Origin of the sequence: Cryobacterium sp. TMT2-10 (assembly GCF_004403075.1) — a bacterium.
Taxonomy (GTDB): Bacteria; Actinomycetota; Actinomycetes; order Actinomycetales; family Microbacteriaceae; genus Cryobacterium; species Cryobacterium shii.
Genome location: NZ_SOGW01000060.1, coordinates 1 through 23,928, shown reverse-complemented (window position 1 = coordinate 23,928; position 23,928 = coordinate 1). Strand labels below are relative to the sequence as shown.

At 69.2% G+C, this 23,928-nt stretch carries 21 protein-coding genes; 13 read left to right on the top strand and 8 right to left on the bottom strand.

From position 1 onward, the window contains the following. Positions 1-50: 50 nt before the first annotated feature. The 3 genes from E3T37_RS07015 to E3T37_RS07005 all read right to left on the bottom strand — a co-directional run bounded on the left by E3T37_RS07015 (position 51) and on the right by E3T37_RS07005 (position 3,294). On the bottom strand, positions 51-875 hold the full coding sequence (locus E3T37_RS07015; protein WP_134366091.1) for an aldo/keto reductase: 825 nt from the start codon (positions 873-875) through the stop codon (positions 51-53). Between the two features lie 136 nt (positions 876-1,011). Then, on the bottom strand, positions 1,012-1,926 hold the full coding sequence (locus tag E3T37_RS07010; RefSeq protein WP_134366090.1) for an endonuclease domain-containing protein: 915 nt from the start codon (positions 1,924-1,926) through the stop codon (positions 1,012-1,014). Positions 1,927-2,085: 159 nt separating this feature from the next. Then, a complete protein-coding gene (locus tag E3T37_RS07005; protein ID WP_134366089.1) occupies positions 2,086-3,294 on the bottom strand; it encodes an MFS transporter in 1,209 nt (402 codons plus the stop codon). Positions 3,295-3,336: 42 nt separating this feature from the next. Here E3T37_RS07005 and E3T37_RS07000 point away from each other — a divergent pair, with 42 nt between their 5' ends. The 4 genes from E3T37_RS07000 (at position 3,337) to E3T37_RS06985 (ending at position 7,165) form a co-directional block, all read left to right on the top strand. Then, positions 3,337-4,212, top strand: coding sequence for a sulfurtransferase (locus E3T37_RS07000; protein WP_370263813.1), 876 nt, complete (start codon positions 3,337-3,339; stop codon positions 4,210-4,212). A gap of 194 nt (positions 4,213-4,406) precedes the next feature. Beyond that, the gene (locus E3T37_RS06995) at positions 4,407-5,306 is read left to right on the top strand and encodes an ABC transporter substrate-binding protein (protein ID WP_134366088.1); all 900 of its coding nucleotides are present in this window, start codon (positions 4,407-4,409) and stop codon (positions 5,304-5,306) included. A 3-nt stretch (positions 5,307-5,309) separates the two neighbouring features. Next, positions 5,310-6,350, top strand: a complete 1,041-nt coding sequence (locus tag E3T37_RS06990) for an amino acid ABC transporter permease (RefSeq protein WP_134366087.1) — start codon at positions 5,310-5,312, stop codon at positions 6,348-6,350. Positions 6,351-6,412: 62 nt separating this feature from the next. After that, complete coding sequence (locus E3T37_RS06985; protein WP_134366102.1) at positions 6,413-7,165, top strand: amino acid ABC transporter ATP-binding protein; 753 nt, start codon at positions 6,413-6,415, stop codon at positions 7,163-7,165. 121 nt (positions 7,166-7,286) lie between these two features. On the opposite strand, the gene E3T37_RS06980 is transcribed toward E3T37_RS06985, so the two are convergent. Together E3T37_RS06980 and hrpA are read right to left on the bottom strand one after the other, a co-directional pair. Beyond that, positions 7,287-8,297 carry an aldo/keto reductase family protein gene (locus tag E3T37_RS06980; protein WP_134366086.1) on the bottom strand — a complete coding sequence of 337 codons (1,011 nt, stop codon included), beginning with the start codon at positions 8,295-8,297 and terminating at the stop codon, positions 7,287-7,289. Positions 8,298-8,326: 29 nt separating this feature from the next. Next, on the bottom strand, positions 8,327-12,214 hold the full coding sequence (gene hrpA, locus E3T37_RS06975) for an ATP-dependent RNA helicase HrpA (protein WP_174235697.1): 3,888 nt from the start codon (positions 12,212-12,214) through the stop codon (positions 8,327-8,329). 126 nt (positions 12,215-12,340) lie between these two features. On the opposite strand from hrpA, the gene E3T37_RS06970 reads away from it, so the two are divergent. From E3T37_RS06970 to E3T37_RS06940, 7 genes are all read left to right on the top strand, one after another. Next, positions 12,341-13,099 carry a metalloregulator ArsR/SmtB family transcription factor gene (locus E3T37_RS06970; RefSeq protein ID WP_134366085.1) on the top strand — a complete coding sequence of 253 codons (759 nt, stop codon included), beginning with the start codon at positions 12,341-12,343 and terminating at the stop codon, positions 13,097-13,099. A 69-nt stretch (positions 13,100-13,168) separates the two neighbouring features. Then, positions 13,169-13,981: an aldo/keto reductase gene (locus E3T37_RS06965; RefSeq protein WP_134366084.1), complete on the top strand. Its 813-nt coding sequence runs from the start codon at positions 13,169-13,171 to the stop codon at positions 13,979-13,981. Between the two features lie 257 nt (positions 13,982-14,238). Continuing rightward, entirely contained in the window at positions 14,239-14,919 is a 681-nt protein-coding gene (gene pnuC / locus E3T37_RS06960) for a nicotinamide riboside transporter PnuC (RefSeq protein WP_134366083.1), read from the top strand. Between the two features lie 130 nt (positions 14,920-15,049). Continuing rightward, complete coding sequence (locus E3T37_RS17335; RefSeq protein WP_241975730.1) at positions 15,050-17,140, top strand: thioredoxin domain-containing protein; 2,091 nt, start codon at positions 15,050-15,052, stop codon at positions 17,138-17,140. A 32-nt stretch (positions 17,141-17,172) separates the two neighbouring features. Then, positions 17,173-17,583, top strand: a complete 411-nt coding sequence (locus tag E3T37_RS06950) for a DUF488 domain-containing protein (RefSeq protein WP_134366082.1) — start codon at positions 17,173-17,175, stop codon at positions 17,581-17,583. Between the two features lie 32 nt (positions 17,584-17,615). Next, positions 17,616-18,044 carry a DUF1761 domain-containing protein gene (locus E3T37_RS06945; protein ID WP_134366081.1) on the top strand — a complete coding sequence of 143 codons (429 nt, stop codon included), beginning with the start codon at positions 17,616-17,618 and terminating at the stop codon, positions 18,042-18,044. A 192-nt stretch (positions 18,045-18,236) separates the two neighbouring features. Beyond that, a complete protein-coding gene (locus E3T37_RS06940; protein WP_198415995.1) occupies positions 18,237-20,048 on the top strand; it encodes a stealth family protein in 1,812 nt (603 codons plus the stop codon). On the opposite strand, the gene E3T37_RS06935 is transcribed toward E3T37_RS06940, so the two are convergent. The 3 genes from E3T37_RS06935 to E3T37_RS06925 form a co-directional block, all read right to left on the bottom strand. Further along, positions 19,978-20,916 carry a phosphodiesterase gene (locus tag E3T37_RS06935; protein ID WP_134366080.1) on the bottom strand — a complete coding sequence of 313 codons (939 nt, stop codon included), beginning with the start codon at positions 20,914-20,916 and terminating at the stop codon, positions 19,978-19,980. The two genes, E3T37_RS06940 and E3T37_RS06935, sit on opposite strands and share 71 nt — an antisense overlap. 153 nt (positions 20,917-21,069) lie before the next feature. Next, entirely contained in the window at positions 21,070-21,525 is a 456-nt protein-coding gene (locus E3T37_RS06930) for an Hsp20/alpha crystallin family protein (RefSeq protein ID WP_134366079.1), read from the bottom strand. 200 nt (positions 21,526-21,725) lie between these two features. Continuing rightward, complete coding sequence (locus E3T37_RS06925) at positions 21,726-21,938, bottom strand: hypothetical protein (RefSeq protein ID WP_134366078.1); 213 nt, start codon at positions 21,936-21,938, stop codon at positions 21,726-21,728. Between the two features lie 79 nt (positions 21,939-22,017). On the opposite strand from E3T37_RS06925, the gene E3T37_RS06920 reads away from it, so the two are divergent. Continuing rightward, positions 22,018-22,857: a phosphatase PAP2 family protein gene (locus E3T37_RS06920; RefSeq protein ID WP_198415994.1), complete on the top strand. Its 840-nt coding sequence runs from the start codon at positions 22,018-22,020 to the stop codon at positions 22,855-22,857. Between the two features lie 104 nt (positions 22,858-22,961). After that, on the top strand, positions 22,962-23,928 hold a 967-nt coding region (locus tag E3T37_RS06915; RefSeq protein WP_134366077.1), incomplete at its 3' end, for a type III polyketide synthase.

Below are 23,928 nucleotides of genomic sequence, written 5' to 3'. Positions count from 1 at the left end.
GCGGTCAGTCGAGGTCGTTGGCCCGGTGCTGACGGCCCGGTGCTGACGGTTCAGTCGAGGTCGTCGGGGTCTTTGCCGGTGCGCTCGCCGCAGTCGAGGGCGGCGATGGCGGCCAGATCCTGCGGGTCGAGGGCGAAGTCGAACACGTCCAGGTTCTCCCGGATGCGTGACGGCGTCACCGACTTCGGGATCACGACCGTGCCCAGCTCGAGGTGCCAGCGGATGACGACCTGCGCGGCCGACTTGCCGTATTTGGCGCCGATGCCGTCGAGGGTCTCGTCCCCGATCGCGCGGCCGCGGGCCAGCGGCGACCACGCCTCGGTCAGGATGCCGCGGGCCGTGTCGTACGCGCGCACGGCGGACTGCTGAAGCCACGGGTGCAGCTCCACCTGATTGATGGCCGGAACGACATCCGTCTCGGCCAGCAGGCGGTCCAGGTGGTGGGTGTGGAAGTTGGACACCCCGATCGAGCGGGCCCGGCCGTCGGCGCGCAGCGTCTCGAGCGCGCGGTAGGCCTCGACGTACCGGTTCTGGCTGGGCGCGGGCCAGTGGATCAGGTACAGGTCGACGTAGTCCAGGCCGAGCCTGGCCAGGCTCTCGTCGAAGGCACGCAGGGTCTCCTCCGTGCCGTGACGGTCGTTCCAGACCTTGGTCGTGACGAAGACGTCCTCCCGAGGCAGGCCGGAGCGCGCGATGCCCTGGCCGACCCCGGTCTCGTTCTCGTAGAGCGCTGCCGTGTCGATGTGGCGGTAGCCCGCCTCGAGGGCGACCTGCACGGCGTCGGCGGCCGCGGCATCCGCGATCTTGTACACGCCCAGGCCCAGCTGGGGGATGAGGTGTCCGTCGTTGAGTCGCAGCAGAGGTGAGAACGTCATCCCCCTATCCTGCCCCTCCGGCCGCGCGTCAGATGCGCCACCCGACGGGCCTGCATATTCCGCCGAGCCGTGAGCATCGCCCCACTTTTCAGCGAAAACGGGGGCGATGCTCACGGCTCGGCGAAGAAATCGGTGCTCAGAAGAGGCAGCCGCGCGCGGCGAGGGCGACGCGTACCCGGCGGAGGAACTCCCGGCCGCCGTGCATCAGGTCGTCGTCGGTGATGCGGATGACCCGCCAGCCCAGATCCTCCAGCCGCTCCCGGCGGGTGATGTCGGAGCGAAACCGGCTGCGGTCGGTGCGGTGCTGCTCGCCTTCGTACTCCACGCAGACCCGCCAGGCCGGCCAGGCGAGGTCGACCCGGGCCACGAAGCATCCGGCGGTATCCGTCACCTCGAAATTCACGACCGGTTCGGGCACCCCGGAGTCCAGGAGCAGGAGGCGGGTCTCGGTTTCCTTGGCCGAATCGACCCGCGCGCGGCTGCACAGGGCCGCTTCGCGCAGACCACGGATGCCCCGGCGCCCGGCCAGGCCCGCGACGGCGGCGCGCAGTTCCCCGGGCGTGTATCGCGGATGCTGCCCCGCGCACAGAAAATCGGCGACGGCGATCAGAGACCCGCGATCCAGCACCGGGCCGAGGTCGATCCAGGTCTGCCGCGGGGTCGTGAGCGGAAGCCCGTCGATCAGCTCGACATCCATCAGGCGCTCGCACAGCTCGTGCCCGACGACCCCGGCCATCTGCGGCGACCGGTGCGCGGCCGGCACGGTGACGTGCAGGCGGCAATCGGCGAGCGCCCAATGCGGCAGAGGCAGGCCGTGCAGCGTTGCCGCGGTGACGTGGCTGAACACGTGGGTGGGCGGCATCCGGGCCGTGTAGGCGCGGCACAACTCGCTGATCGACGCCGGAGGGGCACCGGCCACGCGCACGCCGCGGAACGGCCTGGCGAGATCGCGGCCCCCGAGGCGGTTCTTTCCCACGCCCAGGTCGAGCGCCCGGCCGACCAGGAACGGTTCATCCCCGAATTCGGGCGGCAGCGGGCTGTGCGGCGACATGCCTCGAGGATGTCCCACGCGGCATCCGCCCGCTCGATCTCTCCACAGGCCCCGCAAAACCCGGTCACTCCCGCCGCCGAGCCGTGAGGAAGTCTCCTCAAAACACGAAAAACAGGAGCCGAACTCACCGCTCGGCGAAGAGGCGGGGACCGGGAGCGGCTAGGAGACCTGCACCTGGATGGGGGCGGTGTCGGGGATCGGGCTCGCGTCGCGGCCGCGGAGGTCGGGATGCCAGCGGCGGCCGAGCGCGGGGATGAGCGTGCCGAGCGCCGCGAAACCGGCCGCGACCAGGATCGCCGCGCCGGCGCCGCTGTGGTCGATCATGAACCCGGCGATCGCGGAGCCCATCGCGGCGCCCATCAGCTGGCCCGTGCCGACCCAGCCGTAGGCTTCCGCGGTGTCGCTGAACTTCACGCTGGCGGAGACGATCCCGAACAAGACGGCGAACGCCGGGGCGATGCCGATGCCCGCGAGCAGCAGCGTGGCGGCGAGCCACCAGAAGCTCAGTCCCAGGGTGGCGAGGCTCAGGCCGACGGTGACGATCAGCATCCGTACGGCGAGGGCCCACGGCCCGATCGGGGCGTGGCCGAGGGCGAGGCCGCCGATCAGCGATCCGGCCGCGAAGATGCCGAGCACCCAGCCGGAGTCCGAACTGCCGTGCCCGAACGCGGCGACGACGCCGGCTTCGACCGCGGCGCAGGCGGCGACCAGCATGAAGCCGACGATGGTGCTCAGCAGCACCGGCGGGCGCTTGAGCACGACGCCGAGCTTGCGGCGGCTGCGGGGGATGCGCACGCGGCCCACCTCGGGCAGCGCCAGGAACCAGACGCCGCCGCCGACCAGGAACACGGCGGCGAGCAGGATGCCGGCCACCGAGCTGACCTGGATCGCCACGAAGGTGGCGATCACCGGGCCCAGCACCCAGATGATCTCCTGGGCCGACGCGTCGAGCGAGAACAGCGGCGTCAGCTGGCGTGAGTTGACGATCTTCGGGTAGATGGTGCGCACCGCCGGCTGGATCGGCGGCGTGGACAGCCCTGCGACCAGGCCGATGGCCATCAATGCGTAGATGGGCAGGGTCACCAGGGCCATCGTCACGATGGAGCTCGCGCACACGATCAGGGTGGCCAGGATGACCGGGCGCATGCCCCAGCGGCCCATCAGGCGGCTGGTCAGCGGTCCGGCGATGGCCTGGCCGATGCTCATGGCGCCGAGCACGAGGCCGGCCGAGCCGTAGGAGTCGTAGACCTGCTCGATGTGGATCAGGAACGCCAGCGACAGCATCCCGAACGGGAAACGGGCCGTCAGTTGGGCGGCGATGACGCGAGCAACGCCCGGTGTCTTCAGAAGGGTCCAGTAGCTGCTCACTTACTCAAGTCTAGGCCGCGGCCGGTGAGTTAGCGTGGACGCGTGCGAACACTGATCACGGCCATGGAACTGGCCACGGAGCTGTCGGAGCGAAGCGACATCCGCGTGCTGGATGTGCGCTGGAAGCTGGGCGACCCGCCCGGGCTCGGGGAGTACCGGGCCGGCCACATCCCGGGCGCCGTCTACGTCGACCTCGACACCGAGCTGGCCGGCCACGGCGAACCGCCCGACGGGCGACATCCGTTGCCGGGCATCGCCGCGCTGCAGGCCGCCGCCCGCCGTTGGGGACTGACCGACGCCGACACGGTCGTGGTCTACGACGACCTGGGCGGGATGTCGGCCGCCCGCGCCTGGTGGCTGCTGCGGCACGCGGGCGTGCGCGAGGTGCTGCTGCTCGACGGGGCGCTCGCCGCCTGGCGGCGCGCCGGCCTCCCGCTCGCCACCGGCGACGAGCCGGCACCGGCCGGCACGGTCACCCTGTCGTACGGCTCACTCCCCGTGCTCGACGCGGATGCCGCCGCCCGACTGGCCCGCACGGGTGTGCTCCTCGACGCCCGCGCCGCGGAGCGCTACCGCGGTGACACGGAGCCGATCGACCCTCGGGCCGGTCACATCCCCGGGGCGGTCAGCGCGCCCACGGCCGCCAACCTCACGGCCGACGGATTTTTCCGGCCGGCGGCCGAACTGCGCGCCCGGTTCGAGGCCCTCGGCGTGAGTGATGCCGGCACTGTGCGTGCCGGCACTGTGCTGGCAAGCACCGTGGGCGTCTACTGCGGTTCGGGGGTGACGGCCGCCCACGAGGCGGCCGCCCTGACCATCGCCGGATTCGTGCCCGCGCTGTACCCGGGCTCCTGGTCGCAGTGGTCGAACCTGCCCGGGCGCCCGGTGGAGACCGGGGATCCGCACGCCGCGGCGTGAATTCCGCCGGAAACACGCGGATTGCCATACTGGGACGCAGGGAGTCTTCCACGCTCGGTAAGGCTGGCTCAAAACGTTATCTACGCACGGAATCCGCGTGAGCGACCTGTTATATGCTCACATCTGTCGCATCCTGTTCACGGAGCTCAAAGACGAACCAGCAACATCCGACAAACCACGAAGAAGGTTTCGCAATGCGCGCAAAATACCTGCTCCCGGCCCTCGCCGCCGTAACGGCCCTCATGCTCACCGGCTGCGTCGATAATTCGACACCCAGCACGGGTGGATCCTCGGGCGGGTCCACAGCCGGCAAGGTCAAGGTCGACGACGCTGCGGCGGCGCTGGTCCCGGCAAACGTCGCCGATACGGGCAAGCTCGTCGTGGGCGCCGACCCCACCTACGCGCCGAACGAGTTCAAGAACGAGGCCGGCGAGCCGATCGGCTGGGGCATCGAGATCGCCAGTGCCGTCGCCGCGAAGCTCGGCCTGGAGACGGAGTTCCAGGTCGCGAAGTTCGACAACATCATCCCGAGCGTCACCGGCGGCAAGGCCGACATCGGCGTGTCCTCCTTCACCGACAACGTCGAGCGCGAGAAGAAGGTCGACTTCGTCAACTACTACACCGCCGGCATCCAGTGGGCCTCGGCCACGGGCAAGGATGTCGACCCCGACAACGCCTGCGGGCTGAAGGTGGCCGTGCAGGCCACCACATACGAGGACACCGACGAGGTGCCCGCCAAGAGCGACGCCTGCGTCGCCGCCGGCAAGGCGCCGATCGAGAAGCTCAAGTACGACACCCAGGATGCCGCCACCAACGCGGTCATTCTCGGCCAGGCCGACGCCCTCAGCGCCGACTCGCCCGTCACTCTGTATGCCATCGAGCAGACCAAGGGCAAGCTGCAGAAGGCCGGAGAGACCTTCGACGTGGCGCCCTACGGCATCGTGGTCGCCAAAGACTCCAAGTTGGCTCAGGCCGTGCAGGCCGCGCTGCAGTCCATGGTGGATGACGGCACGTACAGTGGGATTCTGGACAAGTGGGGCGTGGCCGACGGGGCGATCGACACCATCACGATCAATGCGGCAGCGAACGGATAATTCATGAGCACCACAAACCCGAAGCCGACCGGCGGGGCAACCCTCCCGCCGACCGAGCCGGCTCATTCGGTTCCGATCAAGGCGATCAAGCTGCGCCACCCGTGGCGGATGGTCTTCGCCATCCTGCTGGTGCTGGTCTTCGTCTCCGTGCTCGTCGACGCCGCGTTCCGCCCCGCCTACGACTGGCCGGCGGTCGGAACGTACCTGTTCGACCGGCGCATTTCGCAGGCGGCCGTCGTTACCCTGCAACTCACGGTCTACTCGATGGTGATCGCGATCATCCTCGGTGTGATCCTGGCCGTGATGCGCCTCTCGCCCAACCCGGTGGTCAAGAGCCTGGCCTGGTTCTACCTCTGGGTCTTCCGCGGCACCCCGGTCTACGTGCAGCTGACCATCTGGGGCCTGATCTCCCTGATCTACTCCACCATCGACATCGGCATCCCGTTCATGGACCCCTGGGTCTCGTTCTCGACCAACGCGGCGCTGAGCACATTCACGATTGCGATCATCGGCCTGGCCCTGAACGAGGCGGCCTACATGGCTGAGATCGTGCGGGCAGGCCTGCTCGCGGTCGACCCGGGCCAGGAAGAGGCTGCGACCGCGCTCGGAATGAGCTGGTCGCAGACCATGACCCGGGTGATCCTGCCGCAGTCGATGCGGGTGATCATCCCGCCCACCGGCAACGAGGTGATCTCGATGCTCAAGACGACGTCGCTCGTGACGGCCGTGCCGTTCAGCTTCGAACTGTTCACCCGGTCGCGGGACATCTCCGCGGAGACGTTCAACCCGATCCCGCTGTTGATCGTGGCGTCGATCTGGTACCTGTTCTTCACCTCCATCCTGATGGTCGGCCAGTACTTCCTCGAGAAGCGGTTCGCCCGCGGGGTCGGCGACCGCCAGGACGACAAGAAGGACCTCGGAACCGGAACGGGCGTCGTCACCGGCGTCGTCCCGGTCGTCGGCTCCGGCCAGCCGACCGTGATCGTGCCGCCGACGATCAAACCGAAGACCACGCCGCCCACCAACCCCGGAGGTCAGTCGTGAGCGACATGAACCCGAGCGCCCGGAACACGCCGGCCGCGGCATCCGTTGCCACGGCGCCACCCATGGTGCTCGCCGAGCAGGTCTCGAAGAGCTTCGGCTCGAATGAGGTGCTCAAGAGCATCTCCCTCGAGGTCAAGCGCGGCGAGGTGATGTGCCTGGTCGGGCCCAGCGGTTCCGGCAAGTCCACGTTCCTGCGCTGCATCAACCATCTGGAGGTGCTCTCCGCCGGCCGGCTCAGCGTCGACGGCGAGCTGATCGGCTACCGGGAGGCGAACGGCAAGCTGTATGAGATGGCGCCCAAGGAAGCGGCGAGGCAGCGCAGGGACATCGGAATGGTGTTCCAGCGGTTCAACCTGTTCCCGCACATGACGGCGTTGCAGAACGTGATGGAAGCCCCGATCCGGGTGAAGGGCCTGCCGAAGGCGCAGGTCGAGCAGACGGCGCGTGCCCTCCTGGCGCGGGTCGGCCTGGCGGAACGGGCCGAGTACTACCCTGCGCACCTGTCCGGCGGCCAGCAGCAGCGCGTGGCGATCGCCCGTGCGCTCGCGATGGAGCCCAAGTTGATGCTCTTCGACGAGCCGACCAGCGCACTCGACCCCGAACTCGTCGGCGAGGTGCTCGACGTAATGAAGGGTCTGGCCAAGTCGGGGATGACCATGATCGTGGTCACCCACGAGATGGGCTTCGCCAAGGAGGTCGCCGACTCGCTCGTCTTCATGGACGGCGGCGTCGTCGTCGAAGCGGGCGACCCGGACGAGATCCTGACGAACCCGCAGCACCGCCGCACGCAGGCGTTCCTGTCGAAGGTGCTTTAGCCCCTCGCGACTCACGATCGCCGTTCGCGCCGAGAATGCCCGCTGGTGCGGGAACTCTCGGCGCGAACGGCGATTTTCGTGGGGCCGGCGGGCCGCGCCGTGGGGCTGAGCGGCCCGGGGATTACGCCGGGCGGCTCTGCGGCGCGGTGGCCGAGGTCATCGCGGCGTCGTGCTCCACGACTTTGCCGAGCACCTTGTCGATCTGACGCATGCTCTCGGCCGGGATCGTCACGCCCGCTGCCTTGACGTTCTCACGCACCTGCTCGGGCCGCGAGGCGCCGACCAGGGCGGCCGAGACATTGTCGTTCTGCAGCACCCAGGCGACGGCCAGCTGCGCCATCGACAGATTCAGGTCGTCCGCGATCGGCTTGAGCTTCTGCACCCGGGTGAGCACGTCGTCGTTCATGAATCGGCTGATCATGTCCGCGCCGCCCTTGAGGTCGGTCGCGCGCGAGCCGGCTGGCGGGGCCTGACCGGGCTTGTACTTGCCGGTGAGCACGCCCTGGGCGACGGGGGACCAGACGATCTGGCCGATCCCGAGTTTGCGGGAGGTCGGCACAACCTCGTCCTCGATCACGCGCCAGAGCATGGAGTACTGCGGCTGGCTGGAGATGAGGCTGAAGCCAAGCTCCTTGGAGAGGGTGTGGCCGGCGCGCAGCTGCGCGGCCGTCCACTCGCTCACACCGATGTAGAGCGCCTTGCCCTGCCTCACGATGTCGGCGAAGGCCTGCATCGTCTCTTCCAGCGGGGTCTCGGTGTCGTAGCGGTGAGCCTGGTACAGGTCGACGTAGTCGGTCTGCAGGCGGCGGAGCGACCCGTTGACGGACTCCATGATGTGCTTGCGGGAGAGCCCGACGTCGTTGTGGCCGCGCGGCCCGGTGGGCCAGTAGACCTTGGTGAAGATCTCGATGCTCTCGCGGCGCTGGCCCTTGAGGGCGTCGCCGAGCACGGACTCCGCCTGGGTGTTGGCGTAGGCGTCGGCCGTGTCGAAGCTGGTGATGCCCTCGTCGAGCGCGGTGTGCACGCACTGCGTGGCGACGTCGTTTTCGACCTGGGAACCGTGGGTGAGCCAGTTGCCGTAGGTGATTTCGGAGATTTTCAGGCCCGAAGAGCCGAGGTAGCGGAATTCCATGCTTTCAGCCTAGGTGGCTGCGCGCGGTTCTAACCGGTCAGGGCCTTGTGGATGCGCTGCAGCGAGACGGGTTCGGCGGCCTTGAGCTCCTGGGCGAAGAGGCTGATCCGCAGCTCCTCGATCAGCCAGCGCGCGCGCACCAGGTTGGCGGCGGCACTCGCCTGCAGGGGGATCTTTCCGCCGGCGTCTTCGAACCGGGCCGTGGCGGCCTGGCTCTCGTTCATCCAGACCCGGTCGCGGCTGGGGTTGTCGCCCAGCTTCACGATCCGGGCGGTGATGCCGGCCAGATAGCGCGGCAGGTGCCGCAGCTGCACGAGCCCGGTGGCACTGACGAAACCGGGGTAGACGAGCCCGGCGAGCTGCGCGCGGGCATCCGTCAGGGCCGGTAGCAGGGCCATGCTGGTGGACGCCTTCAGGGCCTTGTCGGCGGCGCGGGCGGCGGCGAGGATGCGGGCGACGAGGCCGACGGTATCGAACATGGAGTCCATCACCACGCCGGATACGCGGTCGCGGATGGTGTCGAACTCGGCGCGCATGAACACCTGGCCGTCCGGTTTCACCCGGAACAGCACGTCGTCGACGCTCGCCGCGAGGCAGTCGTCGAACAGGGCCTGGGTGGTGCGGTACGGGCTGGTGGCGAGGGAGAGTTTCTCGGCCCCGGTCAGGTGCTGCTGCACGTATGCGACGGGGGAGGGCGTGGCCAGCAGGAGCAGGCGGCGCACCCCGCCCGGCAGAGTGCGGGCCTGCTCGGCTTCGGTGCTCATCATCCGGATGGCCACCGACGTGCCCTCGTCGACCAGGGTCGGGTAGCCGCGGATGGTGTTGTCGCCCTGCCGGGTGTCGAGGAATCGGGGCAGCTCGGGGAATTCCCAGGTGGTGAGCCCGGAGCGCTCGATCGCGTTGGTGGGGGTGGCAGCAGATGCCGCGGCGACGCTCTCGCGGGCCTGATTGCCGAGCCGGCGCTGCAGGTCGGCCAGGTCCTTGCCGGAGGCGATCGCGCGCCCGCGTTCGTCGACCACCCGGAACGTCATGCGGAGGTGGGCCGGCACCCGGGTCAGTTCGAAGTCGTGCACGCTCACCGGCACGTAGGTGAGCTTCTGGATCAGCGCGGCCAGGGTCTCGGCGAAGGGGGTGTCGACCGGGTCGAACATCGAGCCGCCGACCGCGCCGGTGCCGACCTCGCCCGGCGCGGGGGGCAGCTCGTTCAGCAGCCGCCTGGCCCAGTCGGCGGCGGGTACCACGTTGCGCCGGATGCTCTTCGGCAGTGACTTGATCAGGGCCGTGACCAGGTCGGCGCGGAGGCCGGGCACCTGCCAGTCGAACCCGGCGGGGGAGAGCCGCGCGAGCAGGGACAGGGGGATCTGCACGGCCACGCCGTCGTCTTCCTCGCCCGGTTCGAACCGGTAACTCAGCTTGAACTTCTGGTCGCCCTGCCGCCAGATCGGCGGGAACACGGCCTCATCGATCTCGGGGGCGTCCTCGGGGACGAGGGCGTCTGCGGTCATCGTGAGCAGGTCGGGCGTCTGCATCCGTGCCTGCCGCCACCAGGTCTCGAAGGTGCGCGTGGAGCATACGTCGGCCGGAATACGTTTCTGGTAGAACTCGAAGACGGCCTCGTCATCGAAGAGGATGTCGCGGCGACGGGTGCGTTCCTCGAGCTCGGCGAGCTCCTTGCGCAGGCTCGTGTTGGCGCGGTCGAAGGCCGTGACCCTCTGGTCGATCCGGTCGAGGTCCCACTCGCCCTCGACGAGGGCGTGCCGGATGAACAGGTCCCGCGCGTAGGCCGGGTCGACGCGGGAGAACTGGATCCGGCGGCGGGGCACGATCGGCACCCCGTAGAGGGTGACCCGCTCGTAGGCGACGACGGCGCCCTGCTTCTTCTCCCAGTGCGGTTCGGAGTAGCTGCGCTTGCACAGTTCCCCGGCCAGGGGTTCGGCCCAGGCGGGGTCGACGACGGCGTTCATCCGGGCGAACAGACGGCTGGTCTCGACCAGTTCGGCGCTCATCACGGCGTTCGGCTGCTTCTTCGCCAGCGCCGAGCCGGGGAAGATCACGAACCGTTGCTGGCGTGCGCCGATGTAGTCCTTCTTCGCGGTGTCCTTGAGCCCGATGTGGGAGAGCAGGCCGGCCAGCAGGGCGCGGTGGATGCCGTCCGGGTTCACGGTCGGGTCGCCGATGTGGAGGCCGAGGGGCTTGGCCATCTGGCGGAGCTGCTTGTAGACGTCCTGCCACTCGCGCACGCGCAGATAGTTGAGGAACTCGTTTTTGCACAAGCGGCGGAACGCGCTGGAGCCGAGCTCCTTCTGCTGTGCCTCGAGGTAGTTCCAGAGGTTCAGCAGGCTCAGGAAATCGCTGGTGGGGTCCGCGAACCGGGCATGCTGCTGGTCTGCCTGCGCGCGGCGCTCGAGCGGGCGCTCGCGCGGGTCCTGAATGGTGAGCCCGGAAACGATCGCCATCACCTCACGGCTTACGGCCTGAGTCTTGGACTCGATCACCATCCGGCCGAACCGCGGGTCGATGGGGAGTTTCGCGAGCTGCTGGCCGATCCGGGTCAGTTTGGAGATGCCGGGCTTGCTCTCGGTCTTGCCGCCGGCGCCGTGACCCGCGGCGCCGGGCGCGACGGCGCCGAGCTCGGCGAGCAGGTCGAGGCCGTCCTTGATGCCGCGGGAATCGGGCGGGGTGAGGAAGGGGAAGGCGGCGATGTCGCCGAGGCCGAGGGAGATCATCTGCAGGATGACCGCGGCCAGGTTCGTGCGCAGGATCTCCGGCTCGGTGTATTCGGGCCGGCGGCCGAAGTCCTCTTCGGAGTAGAGCCGGATGGCGATGCCGTCGCTGGTGCGCCCGCTTCGGCCGGACCGCTGGTTCGCGGACGCCTGCGAGATCGCCTCGATCGGCAGCCGCTGCACCTTGGAGCGCACGCTGTACCGGCTGATCCGGGCGGTGCCGGCGTCGATGACGTAACGGATGCCGGGCACGGTCAGGCTGGTCTCGGCCACGTTGGTGGCGAGAACGATCCGGCGCCGCACTCCGGCCACGGTCGACGGCTGGAAGACCCGGTGCTGGTCGGCGGAGGAGAGCCGGCCGTAGAGCGGCAGGATTTCGGTGGGGCTGGTGCGCCCCGAGGAGGCGTACTTGCCCTGCAGGGCGTCCGCCGCGTCACGGATCTCGGTCTCACCGCTGAGGAAGACGAGCACGTCCCCGTTGGACTCCCGCTCGAGCTCGTCGAGCGCGGCCGAGATGCCCTCGATGTAGTCGCGGTCGACGCCGGGCGCGGCATCCGTCGTCTCGTCGTCGTCCGTGTCCATGACCTCGGCGACGAGCGGGCGGTACCGGAGTTCGACCGGGAAGGTGCGACCGGAGACCTCGATGATCGGGGCCGGCGTGCCGTCGGGCGCCGCGAAATGCTCCGCGAAGCTCTGTGGGTCGATCGTGGCCGAGGTGATGATCAGCTTGAGGTCGGGGCGCTGCGGCAGCAGCTGCCGCAGGTAGCCGAGCAGGAAGTCGATGTTGAGGCTGCGCTCGTGCGCCTCGTCGATGATGATCGTGTCGTACTTGCGCAGCATCCGGTCGCGGTGCATCTCGTTCAACAGGATGCCGTCGGTCATCAGCTTGATCCGGGTGTCGGGGCCGACCTGGTCGGTGAATCGCACCTGGTAACCGATTGTCTGGCCGACCTCCTGACCGAGCTCCTCGGCGATGCGCTCGGCGATCGTGCGCGCGGCGAGGCGGCGCGGCTGGGTGTGCCCGATGTTCTCCCGGCCCAGCTCCAGGCAGATCTTCGGCAGCTGGGTGGTCTTGCCGGAGCCCGTCGCGCCGGCGACGATGACCACCTGGTTGTCGCGGATGGCGCGCGCGATGTCGTCCCGTCGTTGGCTGACCGGAAGCTCGGGCGGGAAGGTGATAGTGACGGGGATCATGAGCCTTCCATCGTATGACCTCCGCCTGAGGTCTGTCGCGCCTTCGTCTCGCCTCCGTCGCGTCTCTGTCTTGCCTCTGTCTTGACTCGGGGTGGCGCTTAAACCGCACGATGTTAGCATCAAAGAATGAACACTGAGGAAGGGAACGGGGACCGACACGCCGCCCTCGCGTCCGACGCCCGCCGTCAGGTGCTCGACCTCCTGATGGACTCAGCCTCTCCCCTCGACGCGGCCGCGGTCGCGGGGCGCGTCGGGCTGCACGTGACGACGGCCCGGTTCCACCTCGACCAGCTCGAGAACGCCGGCCTGATCCGCCGTGCCGTCGACCGCGCGGGCACCAGGGGGCGGCCTCGCATCCTCTTCACGGCCGGACCGGCCACGCGCGAAGACGGCGCCCAGCACGACATGAGCCGGGTGCTCGCCGGTGCACTCGCCGAGGATGACGACCGCGGGCGCGCCCGGGCGACCCGCGCCGGTGAACGCTGGTCCTCGGCCTACGCCGACGAGCTGCGGGGGACCGCCGACGAGGGCGTCCGGCCGCTGCTGCGCATCCTCGACCGGCTCGGCTTCGACCCCGACGAGGCGACGGATGCCGCGGCGTCGGGTCCCGACGCTGCCGCTCCCGACGCTGCCGCTCCCGACGCTGCCGCTCCCACTCCCGCCGCCACTGCTCCCGCCGCCCCGGTCATCGCGCTGCACGCCTGCCCGTTCCGGGACGACGCGCGGCGGAACACCGAGGTCATCTGTTCCGTTCACCTGGGCCTGGTGCGCGGCGTTGCCCGCGATCTGGGCCGCGACCCGGACCAGATCGAGCTGCGCCCGTTCGTGGGTCCCGAGTTGTGCCACCTGCGGCTGGGCCGGGACTGGGCCGACGCGCGCGCTTGACCCGGTCTCGTAACCCGGCCGTTGCCTGCCGTTCAGCTTGCCGCCGTGGCCGCGACCTAGGGTGGGCCGATGACCATTTCCGTGCCCACACTGACCCTCAACGACGGCCAGACCATCCCGCAGCTCGGCTTCGGCGTGTTCAAGGTCGACCCCGATGAGACCGCCCGCATCGTCGGTGACGCTCTGCAGGTGGGCTACCGGCACATCGACACCGCCGCCATCTACGGCAATGAGGTGGGGGTCGGAGCCGCGCTCGCGACATCCGCCATCGACCGCTCCGAACTGTTCGTGACCACCAAGCTGTGGAACGACCGCCAGGGCACCGAGTCGGCGTTCGAGGCGTTCGACGAGAGCCTCGAGAAGCTCGGGCTCGACTACGTCGACCTCTATCTGATCCACTGGCCGGCGCCCGCCAACGACCGCTACGTCGAGAGCTGGAAGGCGCTCGAGCAGATCCGCGAGTCCGGCCGGGCCCGCTCGATCGGGGTGTCGAACTTCCTCGAGCCCCAGCTCGATCGTGTCATCTCGGAAACGGGGGTCGTACCCGCGGTCAACCAGATCGAGCTGCACCCGGCCCACCAGCAGCGGGAGGTGACCGCGTTCGCCCGGGCGCACGGCATCCGGATCGAGGCCTGGGGGCCGCTCGGCCAGGGCAAATACCCGCTCTTCGAGGAGCCCGTGGTGGCCGTCGCGGCCGAAGCGCACGGCAAGACGCCTGCTCAGGTCGTCATCCGCTGGCACCTGCAGACCGGCAACATCGTCTTCCCCAAGTCCAGCAACCGCGGGCGCATGGCCGAAAACTTTGACGTCTTCGACTTCGAGCTCAGCNCGTCCCTCGAGCGCGCCGGCCGCGTGAGCGCGCACCCCAACGACGTCAACTAGCCCCCGCGCCTCCGTCCCCCCCCCGCCGTGCCCACGCGCCCACGCGCCCCTAACGAATTCGACGGAGATTTTGCCCGAAACGGCCCGAAACGGCCCGGATCCGCGGTTTTAGAGCAATATCTCCGTCGAATTGGTTCGAGACCTGCGGGGTGGGAGCGGGCTCGGCAGCAGCAGTCGGGGCTCGGGAGTGGACGAGCGGGCTCGGCTGCGGGCGGTGGGGGCATAGGTTTGGGTGGTTAACGGAAAGAAGATGACGGATGAATCCGATTGAGTGGCTCTTCGACGCCCAGCTGCAGATCGGAACCCAGACCATTCTCTGGCGTGAGGTCATCGGCAACGCGTTCGGAATCCTGAGCGCGGTCGGGGGCATGCGCCGCAAGGTGTGGGCGTGGCCGGTCGGCATCCTCGGCAATGCCCTCCTGTTCACGGTCTTCCTCGGCGCCGTCTTCGGCACGCCGAACCCGGTCAACCTGCTCGGCCAGGCCGGACGGCAGATCATGTTCATCGTCGTGTCCATCTTCGGCTGGGTGCAGTGGTCGCGCAGCCGCCACTCCGCGACGCACGTCGCGGTCGCGCCGCACTGGGCCGGCAACCGCACGCGCATCCTGCTCGGCCTGAGCCTGGTCGCCGGCACCCTGATCCTGACGCCGATCTTCCGCGCGCTCGGCTCGTTCGAACCGGTCTGGGCCGACGCCTGGATCTTCACCGGATCCCTGCTCGCGACCTACGGCATGGCGAAGGGCTGGACCGAGTTTTGGCTGATCTGGGTGGCCGTTGACATCGTCGGGGTGCCGCTTCTGCTCAGCGCGGGGTACTACGCCTCCGCCGTGCTCTACCTCTTCTACGGGGCGTTCACCATCACCGGTTTCTTCATCTGGATGCGCGTGCAGCGCCGCCGCCAGGAGTTCGTCGCCCGCGAACTCACCGGGCAAGGCTAGGCCGCGCGAACCCGAGCGAACCCGCACTAGGCCGCGCGAACGCGCACCAAGCCGGGCGTACCCGCTGCGCGCTGCGCCGCCGGGCCGGCGGCTACGGGCGCACACGGGGGGCGGCGGGCACAATGGAGGCATGCCCAACCTCCTCGCCGCCGCGATCAGCCCCTACCTGCGTTCGCACGCCGACAATCCCGTCGACTGGCACGGCTGGGGGGCGGAGGCATTCGTGGAGGCGCGCCTGCGCGACGTGCCCGTGCTCGTCTCGATCGGCTATTCGACCTGCCACTGGTGCCACGTGATGGCCCGGGAGAGTTTCAGCGACCCGGACCTCGCCGACTACCTCAACGCGCACTTCGTGAGCATCAAGGTCGACCGGGAGGAACACCCGGAGGTCGACGCCAGTTACCTCGCCGCGGCCAGCGCGTTCGTGGGCGGGCTGGGCTGGCCGCTCAACGTCTTCGTCACCCCGGAGGGGCAGGCGTTCTACGCCGGCACGTATTTTCCCCCGTTGCCGCTGCCGGGGCATCCGTCGTTCCGGCAGGTGCTCGAGGCGGTGACGGATGCCTGGACCACCCGCCGCGCGGAGGTCACCGAGAGCGCGTCGCTGGTGGCCGACGCGCTCGCCGCCGCCGCGCAGCAGATCCCCGCGGGGCAGCTGCCGGGCGACGACGACCTCGACCGGGTGGCGGGCGAGGTCGCGGCGCAGGAAGACCCGCGTTTCGGCGGTTTCGGCGGCGCGCCGAAGTTCCCGGTCGCGCCGGTTCTCGGTTTCCTGCTCGGTCGCGCCACGGAGCCCCGGCAAGAACCCCGGCAAGAACCCGGGCAGGAGTCCGGGCGGGCGCTCGCGCTGCGCACCCTCAAGCGGATGGGGGCGTCGCCGCTGCGTGATTCAGTCGAGGGCGGCTTCTTTCGGTATGCCGTCAACCGCGACTGGAGTGATCCGCACTATGAGCGCATGCTCTACGACAACGCGCAACTGCTGGACCTCTACACCCGGGCCTGGCAGCTCACCGGCGAGCAGTGGGCGCGCTCCGTCGCCGGGGGCGTTGCACGCTTCCTGATCACCGTGCTCGGCCTGCCCGGAGGCGGATTCGCCAGCGCGCAGGACTCCGAAAGCACCGTCGGAGGGCGCCGCGTCGAGGGCGGTTACTACGCTCTCGACGAAGACGACCGCCGGCAGGAAACCCCGCCCGCACTCGACGAGAAGGTGCTCACCGGCTGGAACGGCCTCGGCATCGCCGCGCTGGCCCGGGCCGGCTTCGCCTTCGACCAGCCCACCTTCACGGCGGCCGCGGCCCGGGCGGCGGACTACCTGCTCGAGCACCACCTCCGCCGGGACGGGAGTCTCGTGCGGGCGTCGATCGCCGGGCGCACGTCGACCGCCCAGCCCACACTGGAGGACTTCGGGATGCTGGCATCGGGCCTCCTCGAGCTGGCTCTCGCGACGGGTGAGGTGCGATACGCCACGGCAGCGCGCCGACTGATCGACGCCACGCTATCGACCACCACCGACACAGCCGAAACACCCGAAACCGCCGACACCACTGACACCACTGACACCACTGACACCACTGACACCACCGACGACACCGCCAACACCGCCAACACCGCCAACACCGCCGACACCGCACACACGGCCGGGAATGCCCCGGCCCGGACGCCGTTTCGAGCGCCGGACGGCCCGGACCCGATCCTGGCCGGCCAGGGCCTCGCCCTGGAGGTCGACCCGTCGGAGGGCGCCTACCCGTCGGGGATCACGGCGACCGCCGAGGCGGCGCACCTGCTGTTCCTGCTGACCGCCGAGGACCGGTATCGCACGGCCGCCGTGGCGGCGATGGCGCTGCTGGCCGACCGCGTCCGGGAGCGGCCGCTCGCGTTCGGCGCGGCCCTCCGTCTCCTGGCCGAGCTGGCCGGTCCGGCCGAGCAACTGGTGGTCGTGGTGCCGGACGAGGACGCCCGGCCGGGCACGTCCGGTGAGCTGCTCGACGCGGTGCGCCGTCGCGTCGCCGGACTCGTCGCATCCGTCACCCACGGCCAGGCCGAGGCATTCGCGGCCGCGGGTTTCGAGCTGTTCCGGGACCGCACCGTGCGCGACCAGCGGCCCACGGCGTACCTCTGCCGCGATTTCGTCTGCAGCCTGCCGGTTACCGACCCGGCCGACCTGCCGACCGTCGCAACGCAGACCGCAACGCAGACCGCAACGCAGACCGCAGACGCGGACTAGAGAAAGTACCCGACCGAGACGAGACTGGCCGCATGGGCATCCTGATCAAGCGGGTCTACGACGAGCCGGCGGAGTCCGACGGCGTGCGCGTGCTCGTGGACCGGCTGTGGCCGCGCGGGGTCTCGAAGGAGCACGCCCGGCTCGATCTCTGGCTCAAGGACGTCGCCCCCAGTCCCGATCTGCGCACCTGGTGGAACCACGACCCCGCTCGGCTGGCCGAGTTCGCGGAGCGCTACACCGCCGAACTGGGGGCAGCGCCGCAGACCCGGCAAGCCGTGGCCGAGCTCAGGGCACTCCTCGCCCGGAACACGGCCGCGCACACCGAGACGACCCTCGTCTACGGCGCCCGCGACCCGGTCGTCAACCACGCCCGGGTGCTCGCGGCCTATCTGGCCGACAACCCCGAACCGCGCGATCCCCAATTACCCAACCGCTCCGCCTGAACCGGCGAAGCCCACTCCCAAAGGATTCCGACATGGTTCCCGAAACAAACATCTGGGCCGTCCTCCTCGCCACCGCGTCGAGCATGGCAGTCGGGGCGATCTGGTATTCGCGCCGGGTGTTCGGCACCTACTGGATGAAGGCCGTCGGCCACGACGAGGAGAGCGTGCGCCCGGGTTCGGCGGCCCCGCTCGTCGTCACCGTGGTCGTCAGCTTCCTCACGGCCTGGGTGCTGGCCGGCGCCGCGGCGATCGTGCAGGCGTTCTACGGCGGCTCTTTCCTCGCCAACGCACTGCTGACGGCGCTCATCCTCTGGGCCGGCTTCACGGCGGCCCGCATGATCACGCACGACGCATTCGATCGCCGCCCGGCGGGCCTCACCGTGCTCAACATCGCGCACGAACTGGTCACCCTGCTGCTGATGGCTCTGATTATCGGGTTGTTCGGGATCGGCGCCCCGTAGCGACACCAGAGCGACCACGCACCCGGCGTCAGGGCGGCGACGTACACTAGGGGAGGCGCCACCGCGTTCCACCGGCTGCTTCGCTCCCTGACTCGAAGGGGTTCGTGGCTGTCCGGTACCAACGGACGCACTCTCCCTGGCATTGCACGCGGTTGCCTTGAGAATCAGTGTTCCCAATTCTCGAGGAGGACCATGTCTAGTTTCGATCGCCCAGAAGACGACCGGCATGCCCCGCTCGACCCGGCCACCACGTCGGCCAGCCCCGAACTGTCGATCAGCCACGAGCCTGAGCTCGTTCTGCTGACCCCTGACCCCCGCACCCGCCGCTTCGACCGGGAAGACGTCGTCGTGCGCAAGGGTGAGATCAATCTGATCAACGGACACTTCACGCCGCGCGAGTCCCGGGTCAAGGACCTGCTCGCCGTCGCCGACGTGCTCGACGCCGCCGGCATCGACTTCCTGCTCGTGCGCGGCGACCATGACCGGCCCGTGATCGCGGTCGACCGCAAGCGCCGCAAGCAGCTCACCCGCATCCTGATCGCAGCGTTCGCGAAGGAGCCCTTCTACGCCCTGCCGCTGGACGGCAGCCTGACCCAGCCGTTGCTGCTGGCCGACGGCGCCCTGTCCACGCTGCGCGCATCATCCGTGTTCCGGGTCTACCGCCCGCGGATCGAACCGATCGGCCGCCTGCGGTACGGCGCCGAGACGGCCTTTCAGCTCGAACTCTGGTACTTCGGTGAGGACGAGATCGTCGCCCCGGTCGAGAACTCGCTGATGCGCACCCGGATGCCGCGCGCCGAGGTACGCGAGACCACGATCGAACTCTTCGGGCGCACCTGGCGCACCCTGCAGCACATGTTCGACGACCTGGCCAGCGACGTCAGCTTCGACATCGACATGGTCTTCTCCTGGGTCGACGGCTCATCCAGCGACTTCCAGCGGGAACGGGCCAAGCGCATGCAGGCCTACGTCGTGGGCTCGGGCGACGAGTCTGAGGCCCGCTTCCGCCAAATCGACGAGCTGAAGTACGCGCTCCGCAGCGTGTACATGTTCGCGCCCTGGGTGCGGCGCATCTTCATCGCGACGGATTCGCCGGCCCCCGAGTGGCTCGCCGAGCACCCGCGCGTCACGATCATGCGCAGCGAGGACTTCTTCCCCGACACCAGCGCACTGCCGACCCACAATTCGCACGCCGTGGAGAGCCAGCTGCACCACATCCCCGGGCTGGCGGAGCACTTCATCTATTCCAACGACGACATGTTCTTCGGCCGCCCGGTCGGACCGGAGCTGTTCTTCTCCCCGGGCGGCATCACCAAATTCGTGGAGGCCTCCACCCGGATCGGCCTGGGCGAGAACGACCCCAGCCGAAGCGGGTTCGAGAACGCGGCCCGGGTCAACCGGGCGCTGCTGCGCGAACGGTTCGGCAAGGTCACCACCCGGCACCTCGAGCACACGCCGGCACCGCTGCGGAAGAGCGTGATGGCCGAGCTCGAGGCCGAGTTCCCCGAGGACTTCGCCCGCACCGCGGCCAGCCGGTTCCGCTCCGCGACGGATATCTCGGTCACGAACTCGCTTTACCACTTCTATGCACTGATGACGGGGCGCGCGGTCGAGCAGACCCAGGTGCGCTCGCTCTACGTGGAGACCACCCTCAAACTGGCCCTGCGCCAGATGAACAAGCTGCGCAAACGCCGCGACCAGGACATGTTCTGCCTCAACGACGGCAGCTTCCCCGAGATCTCCGACGATGTGCGCCGTGCGGCCGTGACCGAATTCCTCGAACGGTACTTCCCGATCGTCGCCCCCTGGGAACGCGAGTTCCAGGCCGACGCCGGGCAGGCGCCGACCGTGCCGGCGGGCGGCGAGTTGTCGGTCGGCGCGCTGTCGGTCGGCGCGCTGTCGGTTAGCCCGCTGTCAGTTAGCCCGCTGTCAGTTAGCGCAGAACCCGGATCGGTGTGGTCATTGGGGGTTCACGGAACGCTGGCAGAGTACCCGCGGGCATGATCCGGATGCCGTCGCCCGCCAGGCGCCGGGCGCTCTCCGCCGCTTCGATGTAGTCGAGCGCCGGGTAGTCGCCGAGCGGCACCACCGAGTGCAGCACCGTGTCTGCGTAGACGTGCACGAGGTTGAAGGTGCGGGCGCCGTCGCGGCCGCGGGTGCCGCCGACCGGAACGTTCAGGTCCTGGGTGTAACAGGTGGCCGAGGCCACGGAGACCGGAATGCCCGCGAACATGGCCGTTGAGGAGTAGTGCAGGTGGCCGGCCAGGATGCTGCGCACATCCGTTCCGCGCAGCACCCGCGCCAGCGCGGACTGGTCCTGGAGTTCGACCGAGACGGCCAGGTCGAGCACGCTCGGCACGGGCGGGTGATGCATGGCCAGGATTGTGCCGTCCGGGGCGGGGGTGCGAAGCTCCCGGGCCAGCCAGTCGAGCTGGGCGTCGGTCACGGCGCCGTAGTGGTGGCCGGGTACGGAGGTGTCGAGCGTGATGATGCGCAGGCCGCCGATGTAGTCGACGTGGTCGATCGGGTCCGTGTTCGGCGCCTCGTCCAGCAGCGTGGTGCGGAAGGCCGCCCGGTCGTCGTGATTGCCCATCACCCAGAACACCCGCGCTCCGAGCCGGGCGGCGGCCGGCTCGACGATGCCGCGCAGGGTTGCGTACGCATCCGGTTCGCCCTTGTCGGCCAGATCACCGGTGATGATGATGGCATCCGGGCGGCCCGAGGATGCTTCGACGTCGGCGAACAGCCGGGCCAGGTGGGCGGTGCTGTCGACCCGGCCGTAGAGGCGCCCGCCGTCGGCGAGCAGGTGGGTGTCGCTGAGGTGAAGCAGGAAATGATCCGGCCTGGGGTATTCGGCCGTTCGAATGTTCACTGAATATCCATTCGTTGGTGCTGTTAACTCTTCGGTGAGTCCGCTGACTCTACTCCGAATAGTGCATCAGCATCGGGTGAACATGCGGTGTACACCGCGAAAACACAACGAAGGGCCCGGAGCGCAATGCTCCGGGCCCACCCGTTTCGTTCGTCAGGCCTTCGCCTTCTTCGTGCCCGCTTTCGCGGACTCCGTCACCTGCATCGTCGGCTCGCCCGAACTCTGCACCTCGATCTTGCGGGGCTTGGCCGCCTCGTGAACGGGGATCGTGACGGTCAGCACGCCGTTGTTGTACGTGGCGCTGATGTTCTCGACATCGATGCCCTGGCCCAGGTTCAACTGACGCAGGAACGAACCGGCCAGGCGCTCCCGGGTGATCCACTTCACGTTTTCGTGGTTCGCCATGGTGCGCTCCCCACGGATCGTGAGCAGCTGGCCGTCGACGTCGATGTCAACCGAACCCGGATCGATCCCGGGCATGTCGGCGCTGAGCACGTAGTGGTCACCTTCCCGGAAGAGGTCCATCGGCATCACGCGCGGGCCCCGGTTGTCGATCAGAGCGGAGGCCATTCGGTCCAGCTCGCGGAACGGGTCATAGGACGTTGCCATAGCGATTCCTTTCATCGGCCGGGTCTGGTCAGATCGTCGGATCGAACCGGAGGTCCGGCTGGTTCTTGGGCGGTTTGCTTCCAGAGTTGAGTCTTGGGCGCTCAACTATTGCCAATGTAACCGCGCTTGAGCGGTGCCGCAATCGGCCCAGGGTCCCGTTCTGTTCGCGCTCAGCGAAGGGCTTCCTGCGCGATGGATGGCTACGGGTACGTCAATCCGGAGGTCGAGTCGGGGAAGACGGGCTTGTCCAGGCTGTCGTTCTCGTAGGCCTGCGTGGGCTCATGGGCGGCGGCGGCCGCGCGGCGCCGCTCCGCCTCGAAGTCGCCTTCGAGACCGGTGAAACCACCCGGTTCCGGCTCGCGCTTCGTCTTCTCTTTTCGCTGGAACCAGCCCAGTCCATGACCTTTTCTCAAATTTCAACGGTACGCCGACCCCTGCCGAGTCAAGAGCGCTCGATGGTGCTTCCCCAGGCGGGCCGTGCGAAGGTGGAATGTGCGCACCTCGTCAACGATCAGCCCCGTTCGCTATCTGGCCGGAATGATCACCGCCATCCTGGTGTTCACCGGGATCTACCTGTTCTTCGTGCGCACCCTCGCCGGCCAGACCATGGACCAGCTCGCCTTCGACGGCGCCGAGTTCGGACGCCGCAGCGTGACCCCGCTCGCGCAGCAGCTGCTTGATGCTCTGCCCCTGGTCTCCGTGGTCGCGGGTCTGGTGCTCGCCGGCATCGTCACGGCCGTGCGCCGCAACGGCAAGACTCTGATCGTCGCCTTCGGCGCGGCGCTGGCGGCCGTGCTGACCACCCAGCTGCTCAAGGGCGGGCTGCTCTCTCGGCCCGACCTGGGTGTGGAAGGGTACGACGGGAACTCGTTCCCGTCGGGGCACACGACCGTGGCCGCGGCATCCGCTCTCGCCATCTTTCTGGTAGCGAGCCCCCGCACGCGCTGGCTGGCCGCACTCGGCGGTTCGGGGTTCGCCATCGCCGCCGGGGTGGCCACACTGGCCAACGGCTGGCACCGGCCCAGCGACGTGATCGCGGCGCTGCTGGTGGTGGCCGTGTGGGGCTGCGTCGCCGGCCTCGTGCTGACCCGCGGGCCGTGGGCGTCGACCGCCGCGCGCGGCGGATCGGCCGGCGTGGGCGGCCGCGTCCAGCTCCGGATTCTGGTTCCCTTCGCCGTCGTGGCGGCGGCCGCCTTCCTGGTCACGTACTTCCGGGCCTTCGGCGAGACCCCCGGCCCGTTGATCGCCTACATCGGCGGTGTCACGGCGATCGTCGCCGCGGGCCTGGGCGTCGCGTTCGCGGGCACCCGGCTGTTCTCGCGCCTGCCGTAGGCCGGCGCCGATCGGTTTCGTGGCGGCTGAGCATCTCGTGTGCCGTCCGCGTCATCGCGTGTCCCGGGGGTGTGGGCGGCTGGCCTGCGTGTAACACTGAGGGCATGTCCGTCACCCTCAGAGCGCTGCAGACCGTGGTTCCGCCGACAGTATTGATCCAGGAGCAGGTGCGCGACGTGTTCGCGTCGCAGCCGGATCTCAGCCGACTCGGAAAACGGCTGGTGACGGTCTCCTTCAATCTGTCGGGCATCGACACCCGGCACAGCGTCATCGACGAACTCACCCTGGACACACCCGCCCGGGAATCGGAGGTGACCGACCCGCAGTTCTTCGACCCGGCGACGCAGCGGCTGCTCCGACCCAGCACCCGGGTGCGGAACGAGCTCTACATCGTCGAGGCGACCAAACTCTTCGTGGAAGCCGGGCGCCGCGCGCTCGCGGCCTGTCCCGGCATCGAGGCATCCGATGTGACGCACGTTGTCACGGTGTCCTGCACCGGCTTCTTCGCGCCGGGCCCCGATTACATGCTCGTACGCGAGCTGGGGCTGAGCCCGGCCACCCAGCGCTACCACCTCGGATTCATGGGCTGCTACGCCTCGATGCCGGCGCTGCGCACGGCGAAGCAGTTCGTCGAGGCCGATCCCACCGCCGTGGTTCTCGTCGTCAGCGCCGAACTCTGCTCGCTTCACCTGCGCACCTCCGACGACCCCGACACCATCTTGGCCTCGTCGCTGTTCTCGGATGGGGCGGCCGCGGGGATCGTCAGCGCCCGGCCCCCCGAGCCGGGTGAGAAGGCGTTCAACCTCGACCTGTTCGAGACGGTCACCACCCCCATCGGCGAGGAGGACATGGCCTGGAAGATCGGCGACGAGGGGTTCGAGATGATCCTCAGCACCTACGTGCCGCACATCATCGACCAGCACATCGAGGGCGCCCTGGCACCGCTGTTCGCCCGGGACGCCCAGCTCGCGGCGGTGCTCGCGCCGGCGGTGCTCGCGCCGGCGGTGCTCGCGCCGGCGGTGGGCGGGGACGCCGCGGCCGGGTCGGTCGCGACTCTGGTGGCGCCGCCCG